Origin of the sequence: Pseudomonas sp. FW305-28 (assembly GCF_017351395.1) — a bacterium.
GTDB lineage: Bacteria > Pseudomonadota > Gammaproteobacteria > Pseudomonadales > Pseudomonadaceae > Aquipseudomonas > Aquipseudomonas fluorescens_AA.
Genome location: NZ_JACNDD010000025.1, coordinates 39773 through 53124, shown reverse-complemented (window position 1 = coordinate 53124; position 13352 = coordinate 39773). Strand labels below are relative to the sequence as shown.

Below are 13352 nucleotides of genomic sequence, written 5' to 3'. Positions count from 1 at the left end.
GGCTCCCACAGTTGTTCTGCGGCACCTGGATCAGCGCCAGTGCTACGGCTCACGCACATCCCGCATCAACAACCCAAACCGCAGATCCACCGCATCCGGGATCGGCACGTACACCACATGCCCATCCCCCGGTGCCACCTCTATGCTCTTGCCGTTGATGTTCTGCAATTGGTGCAGGTCGAAGTGAAAGTTGCCCTTGGGGGTCATCAGTTCCATGTGATCGCCCAGGCCGAAGCGGTTCTTGACCCGCACTTCAGCCAGGCGTTCGCGCCGCTCGCCGGTCAGTTCGCCGACGAACTGCTGGCGCTCCGAGACTGAGCTGCCGTTCTGGTAATTCTGGTATTCGTCGTGCACGTGGCGCCGTAGAAAACCTTCGGTGTAGCCGCGCTGGGCGAGGGATTCCAGGTCGGTCATCAGGCTGCGATCGAATTCCCGACCGGCCACCGCGTCATCGATGGCCCGGCGATACACCTGGGTGGTGCGCGCGCAATAGAAGTGCGACTTGGTCCGGCCTTCGATCTTCAACGAATGCACGCCCATGCGCGCCAGGCGCTCGACGTGCTGCACGGCCCGCAGGTCCTTGGCATTCATGATGTAGGTGCCGTGTTCGTCCTCGAAGGCCGGCAAGGAGGCGTCCGGGCGGTTGGCTTCCTGGAGCAGGAACACCTGGTCGGTGGGCGCGCCGAGGCCCAGGGTCGGTTCGGGTTGATAGCTTTGCACAATGTCGCCCACGACGTTTTCCACCGCCGGTTGCGCCGAGTACTTCCAGCGACAGGCATTGGTGCAACTGCCCTGGTTGGCATCACGCTTGTTCATATAACCCGAGAGCAGGCAGCGCCCGGAGTAGGCCATGCACAGCGCCCCATGGACGAACACTTCCAGCTCCATGGCCGGCACCTGCTCGCGGATCTCGGCGATTTCCTCCAGGGACAATTCCCGGGACAAGATGATCCGGCTCAAGCCCTGCTGCTGCCAGAACTCGACGCTCGCCCAGTTCACCGTATTGGCCTGTACCGACAGGTGGATTGGCATCTGTGGAAAATGCCGGCGAACCAGCATGATCAATCCCGGGTCGGACATGATCAATGCGTCCGGCGCCATGGCGATCACCGGCTCCAGGTCCTTGAGGAACGTGCGCAGCTTGGCGTTGTGCGGGGCGATGTTCACCACTACATAGAAGCGCTTGCCCATGGCCTGGGCCTCGGCAATGCCCAAGGCCAGGTTCGCGTGGTCGAATTCGTTGTTGCGCACCCGCAGGCTGTAGCGCGGCTGGCCGGCGTACACCGCATCGGCACCGTAGGCGAAGGCATAGCGCATGTTTTTCAGGGTGCCGGCGGGCGCCAGCAGTTCGGGGGCGGCGAGGGTCATGGTGGGGTCAGGTCGCAAAAAGCGGGGAGGCTACGCCAGGGTCGGCCAGGCCTCATTGACCTGAATCAATGTGCAGCGCAAACGTGAAGGCACTCCGGCGAGTCCTGGCGGACTAATGTGTATCCCGCCTTTGGACATGGAAAGCTGATGAATCGAAAGATGCTGCAAAACAAAGCCCAGATGTTGCTCCTGGTGCTGGTCACGGTCGCCTTCATCTGGATTCTGCTGCCATTTTACGGTGCGGTGTTCTGGGCGGTCATCCTGGGTATCGTCTTTGCGCCGATGCAGCGCCGCCTGCAGTTGAAGTTCGGCTGGCACCGCAATGTCACCTCGCTGGTCACGTTGAGCATTTGTGTGGTCTGCGCGATCTTGCCGGTGATCATCATCAGTACGTTGTTGGTCCAGGAGGGCGCGGCGCTGTACAAGAGCCTGGAAAGCGGCGAGCTGGACATTGCCGATTACCTGGCCCGCTTCAAGGATGCCTTGCCACCGTACTTCCAGCACCTGCTGGACCGCTTCGGTCTGGGCAACCTGAACGGCTTGCGCGACAAGATCGTCAAGAGCGCAATGCAGGGCAGCGAGTTCTTCGCCACCCAGGCCTTCAGTTTCGGCCAGGGCACCTTTCAGTTCCTGGTCAGCTTCTTCGTGATGATCTATCTGCTGTTCTTCTTTCTGCGCGACGGTGCGGAACTGGTGCGCAAAGTGCGCATGGCCGTTCCCCTGGGGGAACATCAAAAGCGCCGCCTGCAGTTGAAATTCAATCGGGTGGTGCGGGCCACGGTGAAGGGCAACCTGCTGGTCGCCATCAGCCAAGGTGCGTTGGGTGGGCTGATCTTCTGGATCCTGGGGATTCCGACGGTATTGCCATGGGCGGTGCTGATGGCGTTCCTGTCGTTGTTGCCGGCGGTGGGGGCGGGCCTCGTCTGGGCACCGGTGGCGGTGTACTTCCTGCTCTCGGGGGCGATCTGGCAGGGCGTGGTGCTGACGCTGTTCGGGGTGTTCGTGATTGGCCTGGTGGACAATTTCCTGCGGCCGATCCTGGTGGGCAAGGACACCAAGATGCCCGACTACATGGTGCTGGTCTCGACACTGGGTGGGCTGGCAGTGTTCGGGCTGAACGGCTTCGTGATCGGGCCGCTGATCGCCGCGCTGTTCATGTCCTGTTGGGCCTTGTTCGTCGAGAGCACGCCGCGTGTGCAGTTGCCCTAGGCCCTCAGCAGGTAGGGCCCGATGCGTTGCGACAGTGCCTGGGCGGCGGGCAGTGAAGTCAGCGGGCCGCTGATGGTCACGCCGTCCTGCACCAGGTACCAGCAGGCCAGCAACCCGAGCTCCCGGAGTGGGGCGGGGACGGCGCTGCCAATGACAGACATGATTTGAACCTTGGGCATGGGAAACCTCCATCAATCGATGGGGCTACCTTACGGCTCAGGGGGAAGGACGGAAAATCAACTGGCTCAATAGTAGGAATCGATGCCGCTCAATCGACGACCAGATCGAGCATGTGCACCACTTCCTGCTCGTTGAGCAGGCCCTTGCGCACCAGGTTTTCCGCCAGCAGGGAAAGGAACTTGGCGCTGCGGTGGCCTTCCAGTTGCTTGAGTTCGGTCAGTACGTTGTACACCTTGCTGGAGGTGCACAGGCCGACAATGCGGTGAGGATTTTGCGTGGGCATAGCTTCGTCCTTGTTGTTTTGAAGCTGTTGTTGGCGGACAGTGCCAGTTTGCGGCCCTGTCATGACGCTCACGTGACAGCTTGGGTTGTCGGAAAAAGAAAGCAGGATCCGGACCATATTGCCTTTTTGGCGCCGGATTATTGTTCCGGCAGCGACCTCGGCCAGACTTATATGGCCATCCACCTGTTTTTCGCCCACAAAAAAGCCCCTGGATCTTTCGATTCAGGGGCTTTTTGGTGTTGCTGTCTGGCTCCACGACCTGGACTCGAACCAGGGACCCAGTGATTAACAGTCACTTGCTCTACCAACTGAGCTATCGCGGAATGGCGCGTATGTTACTGATTGGAAAAGAGAAGTCAAGCGTCTATTGGCGGACGGCGCATTCCCGGTGTCCATTGACGGTCAATCAGCGATTGGCAGTTACCGCAAGGGCGGGAGAGGGCTACCATGGTTGCCCGGAAGTGGCAGGACGCGCTGCCGGCCATTCGCCGACATTGAGGTACGTGCCATGAACCACCTGTTACCACTTCACACAGCCCGTTGCGCCGAGGTGTGCTTGTGAGCACCGCCCAGATCAGTTTGCCCAAGGGTGTGGGGCCGCACGCCGAGAAACTGTACGACGCCATCGCCCAGGCGAGCACGGCCGAAGAACTGAACCGCGCTGGCGGCAAGGCCGAGGGTTTTGTCCTGGGGTTGGAAAGTACCAAGGCGATCAAGAGCCAGGTGGCCGAGTCGTTGTATGTCATCTATGACGATGCGGCGAGCCAGCGGGCGACGGAGTTGTAGTTTCGATCTGGTGCTTTTGTGGCGAGGGAGCTTGCTCCCGCTGGGCAGCGCAGCGGCCCTGGAAAATGTCAGCCCCCATCCATCTGACACACTGAGGTGAGGGGCTTTAGGGCTGCTTCGCAGCCCAGCGGGAGCAAGCTCCCTCGCCACGGGTCGGTGTGAGCACTCAAAAAAACGGGAAGCCATGGCTTCCCGTTCTTCATTCCAGCGATCTTCAGATCACCTGGACAATAGCCTTGGTCACCGCATCGATGTTGTTCTGGTTCAGCGCGGCCACGCAGATACGGCCGGTGTCCAGGGCGTAGATGCCGAACTCGTTGCGCAGGCGCATCACTTGTTCAACGCTCAGGCCGGAGTAGGAGAACATCCCGCTCTGACGGGCGACGAAGCTGAAGTCGTGCTGCGGGGCGGCCTTGGCCAGCATGTCGACCATCTGGTCGCGCATGCCGCGAATGCGCAGGCGCATTTCGGCCAGTTCGGCTTCCCACTGTGCCCGCAGCTCCGGGCTGTTGAGCACGGCGGCGACGATGCTGGCGCCATGGGTGGGCGGGTTGGAATAGTTGGTGCGGATCACGCGCTTGACCTGGGACAGCACACGGGCGCTTTCTTCTTTCGATTCGCTGACGATCGACAGGGCACCGACGCGCTCGCCGTACAGCGAGAACGACTTGGAGAACGAGCTGGAGGCAAAGAAGGTCAGCCCCGATTCGGCGAACAGGCGCACGGCCGCCGCGTCTTCGTCGATACCGGCGCCAAAGCCCTGGTAGGCCATGTCCAGGAACGGTACGTGGTTCTTGGCCTTGACCACGGCCAGCACGTTTTTCCAGTCTTCCGGGTTCAGGTCCACGCCGGTCGGGTTGTGGCAGCAGGCGTGCAGCACAACGATCGAGCGATCGGGCAGGGCGTTGAGGTCTTCCAGCAGGCCGCTGCGGTTCACGTCGTGGGTGGCGGCATCGTAGTAGCGGTAGTTCTGCACCGGGAAGCCGGCGGTTTCAAACAGGGCGCGGTGGTTCTCCCAGCTCGGGTCGCTGATGGCCACGACCGCGTCAGGCAGCAGTTGCTTGAGGAAGTCGGCACCGATCTTCAATGCGCCAGTGCCGCCCACGGCCTGGGCGGTGACGACGCGACCGGAGGCGATCAGCGGCGAATCCTTGCCGAACAGCAGGGTCTGCACAGCCTGGTCGTAGGCGGCGATGCCGTCGATCGGCAAGTAACCACGGGAAACGTGCTGAGCCACGCGAATCGTCTCGGCCTCGACCACGGCGCGCAGGAGTGGAATGCGCCCCTCCTCGTTGCAGTAAACACCTACACCCAGGTTGACCTTATTGGTACGGGTGTCGGCGTTGAAAGCTTCGTTGAGGCCCAGGATGGGATCGCGGGGTGCCAATTCGACAGCGGAAAACAGGCTCATTAGTGCGCGGCTCTGAATGGAGAATGAGGGGACGTGTGACGCTCCAGCCGAATGCACTAGAGCGGTGCACAAACGGGGAGCTAGTATAGAGGCCATCACCCGGCACGGCGACAGGCGATTCGGCTTTTAGGCTAAGTTTTTTCGATTTTTTTCGACCGTTAGTCTTCTCGCCGCGTCAAAGTCTTCAAGGCGTGTAGGACGTTCGTCTTGAAAGCGAAGGCATTCACCTCCACATTGTGTGCATCCCAGCTTTTTCCTCGGGCGACATCAGTCGTTTCGGTCTTTCTCGTTCCTGTCGCTGGCTGACAGGGGTGAATCCAGAGGTTATGTCATGTCTGAATTCCAGCTAGTCACCCGCTTCCAGCCCGCCGGCGATCAGCCGGAAGCCATCCGCCTGATGGTCGAAGGCATCGAGGCCGGGCTGGCGCACCAGACGTTGCTCGGTGTGACCGGCTCGGGCAAGACCTTCAGCATTGCCAACGTGATCGCCCAGGTACAGCGCCCGACCCTGGTCCTGGCGCCGAACAAGACCCTGGCGGCGCAACTGTACGGTGAGTTCAAGGCGTTTTTCCCGAACAACGCCGTGGAGTACTTCGTGTCCTACTACGACTACTACCAGCCCGAGGCCTACGTGCCATCGTCGGACACCTTCATCGAGAAGGACGCCTCGATCAACGACCACATCGAACAGATGCGCCTGTCGGCGACCAAGGCGCTGCTCGAGCGCAAGGACGCGATCATCGTCACCACGGTGTCGTGCATCTACGGCCTGGGCAGCCCGGAAACCTACCTGAAGATGGTGCTGCACGTGGATCGCGGCGACAAACTCGACCAGCGCGCCTTGCTGCGGCGCCTGGCGGACTTGCAGTACACCCGCAACGACATGGATTTTGCCCGGGCGACCTTCCGGGTGCGGGGCGATGTCATTGACATCTACCCGGCGGAATCGGACCTGGAAGCGATCCGCATCGAGCTGTTCGACGATGAAGTGGAGAGTCTTTCGGCGTTCGATCCGCTGACCGGCGAAGTGATCCGCAAGTTGCCACGCTTCACCTTCTACCCCAAGAGCCACTACGTGACGCCGCGGGAAACCCTGCTGGACGCCATCGAGGGGATCAAGGCCGAGTTGCAGGAGCGCCTGGAGTACCTGCGTTCGAACAACAAGCTGGTGGAAGCCCAGCGTCTGGAGCAACGGACCCGGTTCGACCTGGAGATGATCCTGGAGCTGGGCTACTGCAACGGCATCGAAAACTACTCGCGTTACCTGTCGGGCCGTCCGGCAGGTGCGCCGCCGCCGACCTTGTATGACTATCTGCCGGCCGATGCCTTGCTGGTGATCGACGAGTCCCACGTCAGCGTGCCCCAGGTCGGCGCGATGTACAAAGGCGACCGTTCGCGCAAGGAAACCCTGGTGGAATACGGTTTCCGCTTGCCTTCGGCGCTGGATAACCGGCCGATGCGCTTCGACGAATGGGAAAGCGTGAGCCCGCAGACGATTTTTGTCTCGGCCACCCCTGGCAACTACGAAGCCGAGCATGCCGGGCGGGTGGTCGAGCAGGTGGTGCGACCGACCGGGCTGGTGGACCCGCAAGTCGAGGTGCGTCCGGCGCTGACCCAGGTGGACGATCTGCTCTCGGAAATCAGCAAGCGCGTGGCCGTGGAGGAGCGGGTGTTGGTCACCACGCTGACCAAGCGCATGGCCGAAGACCTCACCGATTACCTGGCCGATCATGGCGTGCGGGTGCGTTACCTGCACTCGGACATCGACACGGTGGAGCGGGTCGAGATCATCCGCGACCTGCGCCTGGGCACCTTCGATGTGCTGGTGGGCATCAACCTGCTGCGCGAAGGCCTCGACATGCCGGAAGTGTCGCTGGTGGCGATTCTCGACGCCGACAAGGAAGGTTTCCTGCGCTCCGAACGCTCGTTGATCCAGACCATCGGTCGCGCGGCGCGTAACCTGAACGGCCGGGCGATTCTGTACGCTGACCGCATTACCGGCTCCATGGAGCGGGCCATCGGCGAGACCGAGCGCCGTCGCGACAAGCAGATCGCCTTCAACCTGGCCAATGGCATCACCCCCAAGGGCGTGTTCAAGGATGTCGCCGACATCATGGAAGGCGCCACCGTGCCAGGCTCGCGCAGCAAAAAACGCAAGGGCATGGCCAAGGCGGCCGAAGAGAGCGCCCGCTACGAGGCCGAACTGCGCTCCCCAAGCGAGATCACCAAGCGTATCCGTCAATTGGAAGAGAAAATGTACCAGCTTGCCCGGGACCTGGAGTTCGAAGCGGCGGCGCAATTGCGTGATGAGATTGGCAAGTTGCGGGAGCGGTTGTTGGCTGTCTGAGGTTGTGTGGCGACCTTAAGGGCCTCATCGCGAGCAAGCTCGCTCCCACAAGTTCGATCGAGTCGCCCAATGATCCCTTGTGGGAGCGAGCTTGCTCGCGATGGGCGCGACTCGGTCTGACGACTGGCCACACAAATCCCGCTCTCACTGGAGCCCGCCCGCCATCGCCTGTTACCATTCGCCCCCTGTTCGATCTTCGCTTTTATATTCTTTCCGAGACATGCCATGACCACCGTCCGCACCCGCATCGCGCCTTCGCCCACTGGCGATCCCCATGTCGGCACCGCCTACATCGCTTTGTTCAACTATTGCTTTGCCAAGCAGCACGGCGGCGAGTTCATCCTGCGGATCGAGGACACCGACCAGTTGCGTTCGACCCGCGAGTCCGAGCAACAGATCTTCGATGCCTTGCGCTGGTTGGGAATCGACTGGAGCGAAGGCCCGGACGTCGGCGGCCCGCACGGTCCGTACCGCCAGAGCGAGCGTGGCGACATCTACAAGCAGTATTGCCAGCAGTTGGTGGACATGGGGCATGCGTTCCCGTGTTTCTGCACCGCCGAAGAGCTGGACCAGATGCGCGCCGAGCAAATGGCCCGCGGCGAAACCCCGCGCTATGACGGCCGGGCGCTGCTGCTGTCCAAGGAAGAAGTCGCTCGTCGCCTGGCGGCCGGCGAGCCCCATGTGATCCGCATGAAAGTGCCGAGCGAAGGCGTCTGCGTGGTGCCGGACATGCTGCGTGGCGATGTCGAGATCCCGTGGGATCGCATGGACATGCAAGTGCTGATGAAGACCGACGGCCTGCCGACGTACTTCCTGGCCAACGTGGTCGACGATCACCTGATGGGCATCACCCACGTATTGCGCGGTGAAGAATGGCTGCCGTCGGCGCCGAAACTGATCCTGCTCTACGAATACTTCGGCTGGGAACAACCGCAGCTGTGCTACATGCCGCTGCTGCGTAACCCGGACAAGAGCAAGCTGTCCAAGCGCAAGAACCCGACCTCGGTGACGTTCTACGAGCGCATGGGCTTCATGCCCGAGGCGATGCTCAACTACCTGGGGCGCATGGGCTGGTCGATGCCGGACGAGCGCGAGAAGTTCTCGCTGCATGAAATGGTCGAGCATTTCGACCTGTCGCGGGTCTCCCTGGGCGGGCCGATCTTCGACATCGAGAAGCTGTCGTGGCTCAACGGCCAGTGGCTGCGGGACCTGCCGGTGGAAGAGTTCGCCGCACGTGTGCAGAAGTGGGCGTTGAACCCTGAGTACATGATGAAGATCGCGCCCCATGTGCAGGGCAGGGTAGAGACCTTCAGCCAGATCGCCCCGCTGGCCGGCTTCTTCTTTGCCGGTGGCGTGACGCCGGACGCGAAGCTGTTCGAGTCCAAGAAACTCTCCGGCGACCAGGTACGCCAGTTGATGCAACTGATCCTGTGGAAGCTCGAAAGCCTGCGTCAGTGGGAGAAGGACAGCATCACGGCGACCATCCAGGCCGTGGTCGAATCCTTGGAGTTGAAACTGCGCGATGCCATGCCGCTGATGTTCGCCGCCATTACCGGCCAGGCCAGTTCGGTGTCGGTGCTCGATGCGATGGAAATTCTCGGGCCGGACCTGACCCGTTTCCGCCTGCGCCAGGCCATCGATCTGCTCGGTGGCGTGTCGAAGAAGGAGAACAAGGAGTGGGAAAAACTGCTGGGCGCGATCGCGTAAGCGCTCGATGAGGCAGGACATACCCCGGTTTTCCGGGGTTTGTCGGTAAGTGATTGTTATCCCGGCAAAAAATTTTCATATTTGTTGAAAATAAATTTGACAGCCCTCCGATACGCCCTTAAGATTCGCCCCGTCCTCAGCGATGAGGGGCTATAGCTCAGCTGGGAGAGCGCTTGCATGGCATGCAAGAGGTCGACGGTTCGATCCCGTCTAGCTCCACCAATTTACACTTCAAGGTCTGGCCACACCGGCCTTGAAGCGATCAACACTCAACGTTGATCAGTTGTATAGAAGGGTTTGCGTCCCCTTCGTCTAGTGGCCTAGGACACCGCCCTTTCACGGCGGTAACAGGGGTTCGAGTCCCCTAGGGGACGCCAGTTTTACAGAAGCGATGTTGCAAGATGTCGCTCCGCCGCGAGGCGAAAAATCCGGGGCTATAGCTCAGCTGGGAGAGCGCTTGCATGGCATGCAAGAGGTCGACGGTTCGATCCCGTCTAGCTCCACCAATTACAGGTTCAAGGTTTGGCCACACCGGCCTTGAATCGATCAGTTCTCAGCGCTGATCAAGTTAGAAGGTTTGTGTCCCCTTCGTCTAGTGGCCTAGGACACCGCCCTTTCACGGCGGTAACAGGGGTTCGAGTCCCCTAGGGGACGCCACGATTACCCGCTCTGCGGGATTTTATAAGGGTCATTCAATTCTTGAATGGCCCTTTTGTTTGTCTGGCGTTTGGCCAATTCCCTTATCCTTTGAAAAAGTCTTCTGACCAGCGGTGAAAATTTCCGCTTGCGGAAAATTATTACATGGATAATATTTCAGTCGTAATATTCGGAGGCGACGATGAGCGATAAAAAGGCACAAACCCGTGAACGCATTCTCAAGGCCGCCAGCGATGCGCTGATCCAGCGTGGGCCGGCGGAACCGAGCGTGGGCGAGGTGATGGGCGCAGCCGGGCTGACGGTGGGCGGCTTTTACGCCCATTTCGAAAGCAAGGATGCCTTGATGCTGGAGGCCTTCAAGCAATTGCTCAATCGGCGCCGCGGCATGATCGCCGATATGGACGGTGAGCTGACAGGTGAGGAGCGGCGGGCGTTGGTCGCCGCGTTCTATCTGTCCCGAAAGCATCGCGACTCCACCGAGCAAGCCTGCCCGATTCCGGCGTCGGTCGGCGAACTCGGGCGACTGCCGGATGCGTTTCGTGAGGTGCTCAATGAGCATATCGAGTTGATGGTCGCGCAATTGGCGGCCAGCCCGGAGGACGCCGACAAGGCACTGGCCGACATCGCCTTGATGGTCGGTGGCCTGGCCCTGGCGCGGGCATTGGGCCCGGGAGAGTTATCGGATCGTTTGCTGCGCGCCGCCAAGTCGGCGGTGCGTTGAGCTGAGGCGCGAGCCCTGGAGATGAGCGATGGACAGGTTGAGCTGGATACGTAGTGTCAATGGCACGCTTGGCTGGGTGGCTCCACGCCTGGTGGCGAAGCAGATGCGTTCGCTGTTCATGCGCCCTCGAAACTTGCCGCCACGGGATTGGGAACTGCCGTTGCTGGCCACGTCCGAGCGTATCACCTTGCGTTTCGGTCTCTCGGCCTTGCGCTGGGGCAAAGGCCCGGCGGTCTTGTTGATGCACGGTTGGGAAGGGCGGCCGACCCAGTTCGCGGCGCTGATCACGGCCCTGGTGGGCGCTGGTTACACGGTCGTGGCGCTGGACGGTCCGGCCCACGGCCGTTCGCCAGGTCGCGAGGCGAATGTCCTGTTGTTCGCCAGGGCCATGCTCGAAGCCGCCGCCGAGCTGCCGCCGTTGCAGGCGGTGATCGGGCATTCCATGGGCGGTGCCAGCGCCATGCTGGCGGTCCAGTTGGGGTTGCGTACCGAGACGCTGGTCAGCATCGCCGCGCCCGCTCGCATTCTTGGGGTGCTGCGCGGTTTCTCCCGGATGATGGGCCTGCCGCCCAAGGCGCGTTCGGCCTTCATTCGCCAGGTGGAAAGCGACGTGGGCATGCCCGCCTCGAAGATGGATGTGGCGCATTACCAATTGGACGTGCCGGGGTTGATCGTCCATGCCGAGGACGACACATCGGTCTCGGTCAAGGAGTCGCAATTGATTCATGACGCCTGGTTCGACAGTCGGCTGCTGCGACTGCCACAGGGCGGACATCAGCGGGTGCTGGCCGATCCTCGGGTCATTGATGGGGTGTTATCACTGTTGGCCGGTCGCAGCCTGCAAGCGCGGCAATCGGCTTGAGCGGTGGGAGCAAGGCTTGCCCGCGATGGCGGTCGAGCTAGGATCCGTTACACTGCCCCGATCCAAATTCGACCGGGAGAGGGGCATGGGCTGGGATCGGGCAACGCCATTCATCATTGATCTTCAGGTCAATGCCGAAGACATCGACGGGCTGGGCCACGCCAACAACGCGGTATACGTCACCTGGCTCGAACGCTGTGCCTGGCGCCATTCCCAGCGCCTGGGGCTGGATCTGGTGGAGTATCGACGCCTGGACCGGGCCATGGCGGTGGTGCGGCATGAAATCGATTACCTGGCGGCCGCCTATGAAGGCGACGAACTGCAATTGGCGACCTGGATCGTCGACTGGGACCAGCGCCTGAAAATGACCCGGCATTTCCAGTTGGTCCGTCCCAGCGACAACGCCACGTTGCTGCGGGCCCAGACCACTTTCGTCTGCATCGAACTGTCCACTGGCCGGCCCAAGCGCATGCCCCAGGAATTCATCGAGGGGTATGGCCCCGCCCTGGAACCGTCCGGCATCCTCGTGGACTGACCCAGCGCCATCGCGAGCAAGCTCGGCTCCCACAGGGATTGGTGGTGGACTTAGATTCCATGAACGCCCTGGAGCCCGTGTGGGAGCGAGCTTGCTCGCGATAGCGGCGATACATTCAACATTTGCGCAAGCTGACCCACCGCCATCGCGAGCAAGCTCGGTTCCCACAGGGATTGGTGGTGAATTCCGATGTCATGGGCAAAATCCGGTAAACTGCCGCACGTTTTTTCGTTGAGTGTGTGTTTCCATGCAAATTGCCCTGGCGCCCATGGAGGGGTTGGTCGACAACATCCTGCGGGACGTCCTGACCCGTGTTGGCGGTATCGACTGGTGTGTCACCGAGTTCATCCGCGTCAACGATCGTCTGCTCACGCCGGCCTATTTCCATAAGCTCGCCCCTGAGCTGCTGAGCGGTGCCCAGACCGCTGCCGGCGTGCCGTTGCGGGTGCAGTTGCTCGGCTCCGATCCGGTGTGCCTGGCGGAAAACGCGGCGTTGGCGTGCGAGTTGGGCTCAGAGGTGATCGACCTCAATTTCGGTTGCCCGGCCAAGACCGTGAACAAATCCCGGGGCGGCGCAGTGTTGCTCAAGGAGCCGGAACTGCTCAACGAAATCGTCGAACACGTGCGCCGCGCGGTGCCGAAACACATCCCCGTCACCGCCAAGATGCGCCTGGGTTTCGATAGCCCGGACGGCGCCCTGGTCTGTGCCACGGCGTTGGCCGAAGGCGGCGCGGCGCACATCGTGGTGCATGCGCGGACCAAGGTCGATGGCTACAAGCCTCCGGCCCATTGGGAGTGGATCCCCCGCGTGCAAGAAGTGGTCAAGGTGCCGGTGTTCGCCAATGGCGATATCTGGAGCGTGGAGGATTGGCGCCGTTGCCGCGAAATCAGCGGTGTCGAAGACATCATGCTTGGTCGCGGCCTCGTTTCCCGCCCTGACCTGGCCCGGCAGATCGCCGCCGCCCGTGCTGGCGAGGACGTGGTCGAGATGTCCTGGGCCGAGTTGCAGCCGATGCTCCATGATTTTTGGCAGCAAGTGGTCGAACAGTTGACGCCGCGCCAGGCCCCGGGCCGGTTGAAGCAGTGGCTGGCGATGCTGACCCGCAATTACCCCGAAGCGGTGGAGCTGTTTACCGCGCTACGCCGGGAAACCGACCTGGACGCGGTGGGGCATTTATTGGATGTTCAGCGCACTGAAGCGGCCTGAAAAAAATTCGAAAAAACCTCTTGAAAAGTTTTTGACGGACCCTAGATAGGGGTTACGCGATGCCGAATTCGGGTCGCGG

The 13352-nt window shown here is 61.4% G+C and carries 12 protein-coding genes and 5 tRNA genes; 12 read left to right on the top strand and 5 right to left on the bottom strand.

Annotated elements, in window-relative coordinates; translation table 11 throughout:
* Nucleotides 1-42: 42 nt before the first annotated feature.
* Complete coding sequence (yegQ, locus tag J4E53_RS08640) at nt 43-1368, bottom strand: tRNA 5-hydroxyuridine modification protein YegQ (RefSeq protein ID WP_103308776.1); 1326 nt, start codon at nt 1366-1368, stop codon at nt 43-45.
* Nucleotides 1369-1515: 147 nt separating this feature from the next.
* Between yegQ and J4E53_RS08635 the strand changes: the two genes are divergently transcribed.
* Nucleotides 1516-2577, top strand: a complete 1062-nt coding sequence (locus J4E53_RS08635) for an AI-2E family transporter (RefSeq protein WP_060741429.1) — start codon at nt 1516-1518, stop codon at nt 2575-2577.
* Here the strand turns inward: J4E53_RS08635 and J4E53_RS08630 are convergent.
* The 3 genes from J4E53_RS08630 to J4E53_RS08620 all read right to left on the bottom strand — a co-directional run bounded on the left by J4E53_RS08630 (nt 2574) and on the right by J4E53_RS08620 (nt 3363).
* Nucleotides 2574-2756 carry a hypothetical protein gene (locus tag J4E53_RS08630; protein WP_046063464.1) on the bottom strand — a complete coding sequence of 61 codons (183 nt, stop codon included), beginning with the start codon at nt 2754-2756 and terminating at the stop codon, nt 2574-2576. The two genes, J4E53_RS08635 and J4E53_RS08630, sit on opposite strands and share 4 nt — an antisense overlap.
* Nucleotides 2757-2845: 89 nt before the next feature.
* Nucleotides 2846-3040, bottom strand: a complete 195-nt coding sequence (locus J4E53_RS08625) for a hypothetical protein (RefSeq protein WP_003203896.1) — start codon at nt 3038-3040, stop codon at nt 2846-2848.
* 247 nt (nt 3041-3287) lie between these two features.
* A tRNA-Asn gene (locus J4E53_RS08620) sits at nt 3288-3363 on the bottom strand.
* 235 nt (nt 3364-3598) lie between these two features.
* Here J4E53_RS08620 and J4E53_RS08615 point away from each other — a divergent pair.
* Nucleotides 3599-3826, top strand: coding sequence for a hypothetical protein (locus J4E53_RS08615; protein WP_060741430.1), 228 nt, complete (start codon nt 3599-3601; stop codon nt 3824-3826).
* 214 nt (nt 3827-4040) lie between these two features.
* On the opposite strand, the gene J4E53_RS08610 is transcribed toward J4E53_RS08615, so the two are convergent.
* On the bottom strand, nt 4041-5237 hold the full coding sequence (locus tag J4E53_RS08610; RefSeq protein ID WP_103308777.1) for an amino acid aminotransferase: 1197 nt from the start codon (nt 5235-5237) through the stop codon (nt 4041-4043).
* Nucleotides 5238-5568: 331 nt separating this feature from the next.
* On the opposite strand from J4E53_RS08610, the gene uvrB reads away from it, so the two are divergent.
* The 10 genes from uvrB to J4E53_RS08560 all read left to right on the top strand — a co-directional run bounded on the left by uvrB (nt 5569) and on the right by J4E53_RS08560 (nt 13273).
* Nucleotides 5569-7584, top strand: a complete 2016-nt coding sequence (gene uvrB / locus J4E53_RS08605) for an excinuclease ABC subunit UvrB (RefSeq protein WP_060741432.1) — start codon at nt 5569-5571, stop codon at nt 7582-7584.
* A gap of 225 nt (nt 7585-7809) precedes the next feature.
* Nucleotides 7810-9291 (top strand): glutamate--tRNA ligase, encoded by a 1482-nt coding sequence (gene gltX / locus J4E53_RS08600; protein ID WP_103308778.1) that lies wholly within the window; start codon nt 7810-7812, stop codon nt 9289-9291.
* 146 nt (nt 9292-9437) lie between these two features.
* Nucleotides 9438-9513, top strand: a tRNA-Ala gene (locus tag J4E53_RS08595).
* A 79-nt stretch (nt 9514-9592) separates the two neighbouring features.
* Nucleotides 9593-9668: transfer RNA gene (locus J4E53_RS08590), tRNA-Glu, on the top strand.
* A gap of 53 nt (nt 9669-9721) precedes the next feature.
* Nucleotides 9722-9797, top strand: a tRNA-Ala gene (locus J4E53_RS08585).
* Nucleotides 9798-9872: 75 nt separating this feature from the next.
* A tRNA-Glu gene (locus J4E53_RS08580) sits at nt 9873-9948 on the top strand.
* A gap of 181 nt (nt 9949-10129) precedes the next feature.
* A complete protein-coding gene (locus J4E53_RS08575) occupies nt 10130-10669 on the top strand; it encodes a TetR/AcrR family transcriptional regulator (RefSeq protein WP_103308779.1) in 540 nt (179 codons plus the stop codon).
* A 28-nt stretch (nt 10670-10697) separates the two neighbouring features.
* The gene (locus J4E53_RS08570; RefSeq protein ID WP_060741434.1) at nt 10698-11531 is read left to right on the top strand and encodes an alpha/beta fold hydrolase; all 834 of its coding nucleotides are present in this window, start codon (nt 10698-10700) and stop codon (nt 11529-11531) included.
* An 85-nt stretch (nt 11532-11616) separates the two neighbouring features.
* Complete coding sequence (locus tag J4E53_RS08565) at nt 11617-12066, top strand: thioesterase family protein (protein WP_060741435.1); 450 nt, start codon at nt 11617-11619, stop codon at nt 12064-12066.
* Between the two features lie 247 nt (nt 12067-12313).
* Nucleotides 12314-13273, top strand: a complete 960-nt coding sequence (locus J4E53_RS08560; protein ID WP_103308780.1) for a tRNA-dihydrouridine synthase — start codon at nt 12314-12316, stop codon at nt 13271-13273.
* Nucleotides 13274-13352 lie beyond the last annotated feature (79 nt).

What these genes read in the sequence shown, in the direction of transcription:
- yegQ (WP_103308776.1), bottom strand. Translation starts at nt 1,368, where the DNA reads ATGACCCTCGCCGCCCCCGAACTGCTGGCGCCCGCCGGCACCCTGAAA.
- gltX (WP_103308778.1), top strand. Translation starts at nt 7,810, where the DNA reads ATGACCACCGTCCGCACCCGCATCGCGCCTTCGCCCACTGGCGATCCC.
- J4E53_RS08625 (WP_003203896.1), bottom strand. Translation starts at nt 3,040, where the DNA reads ATGCCCACGCAAAATCCTCACCGCATTGTCGGCCTGTGCACCTCCAGC.
- J4E53_RS08570 (WP_060741434.1), top strand. Translation starts at nt 10,698, where the DNA reads ATGGACAGGTTGAGCTGGATACGTAGTGTCAATGGCACGCTTGGCTGG.
- uvrB (WP_060741432.1), top strand. Translation starts at nt 5,569, where the DNA reads ATGTCTGAATTCCAGCTAGTCACCCGCTTCCAGCCCGCCGGCGATCAG.
- J4E53_RS08635 (WP_060741429.1), top strand. Translation starts at nt 1,516, where the DNA reads ATGAATCGAAAGATGCTGCAAAACAAAGCCCAGATGTTGCTCCTGGTG.
- J4E53_RS08575 (WP_103308779.1), top strand. Translation starts at nt 10,130, where the DNA reads ATGAGCGATAAAAAGGCACAAACCCGTGAACGCATTCTCAAGGCCGCC.
- J4E53_RS08610 (WP_103308777.1), bottom strand. Translation starts at nt 5,237, where the DNA reads ATGAGCCTGTTTTCCGCTGTCGAATTGGCACCCCGCGATCCCATCCTG.
- J4E53_RS08630 (WP_046063464.1), bottom strand. Translation starts at nt 2,756, where the DNA reads ATGCCCAAGGTTCAAATCATGTCTGTCATTGGCAGCGCCGTCCCCGCC.
- J4E53_RS08565 (WP_060741435.1), top strand. Translation starts at nt 11,617, where the DNA reads ATGGGCTGGGATCGGGCAACGCCATTCATCATTGATCTTCAGGTCAAT.
- J4E53_RS08560 (WP_103308780.1), top strand. Translation starts at nt 12,314, where the DNA reads ATGCAAATTGCCCTGGCGCCCATGGAGGGGTTGGTCGACAACATCCTG.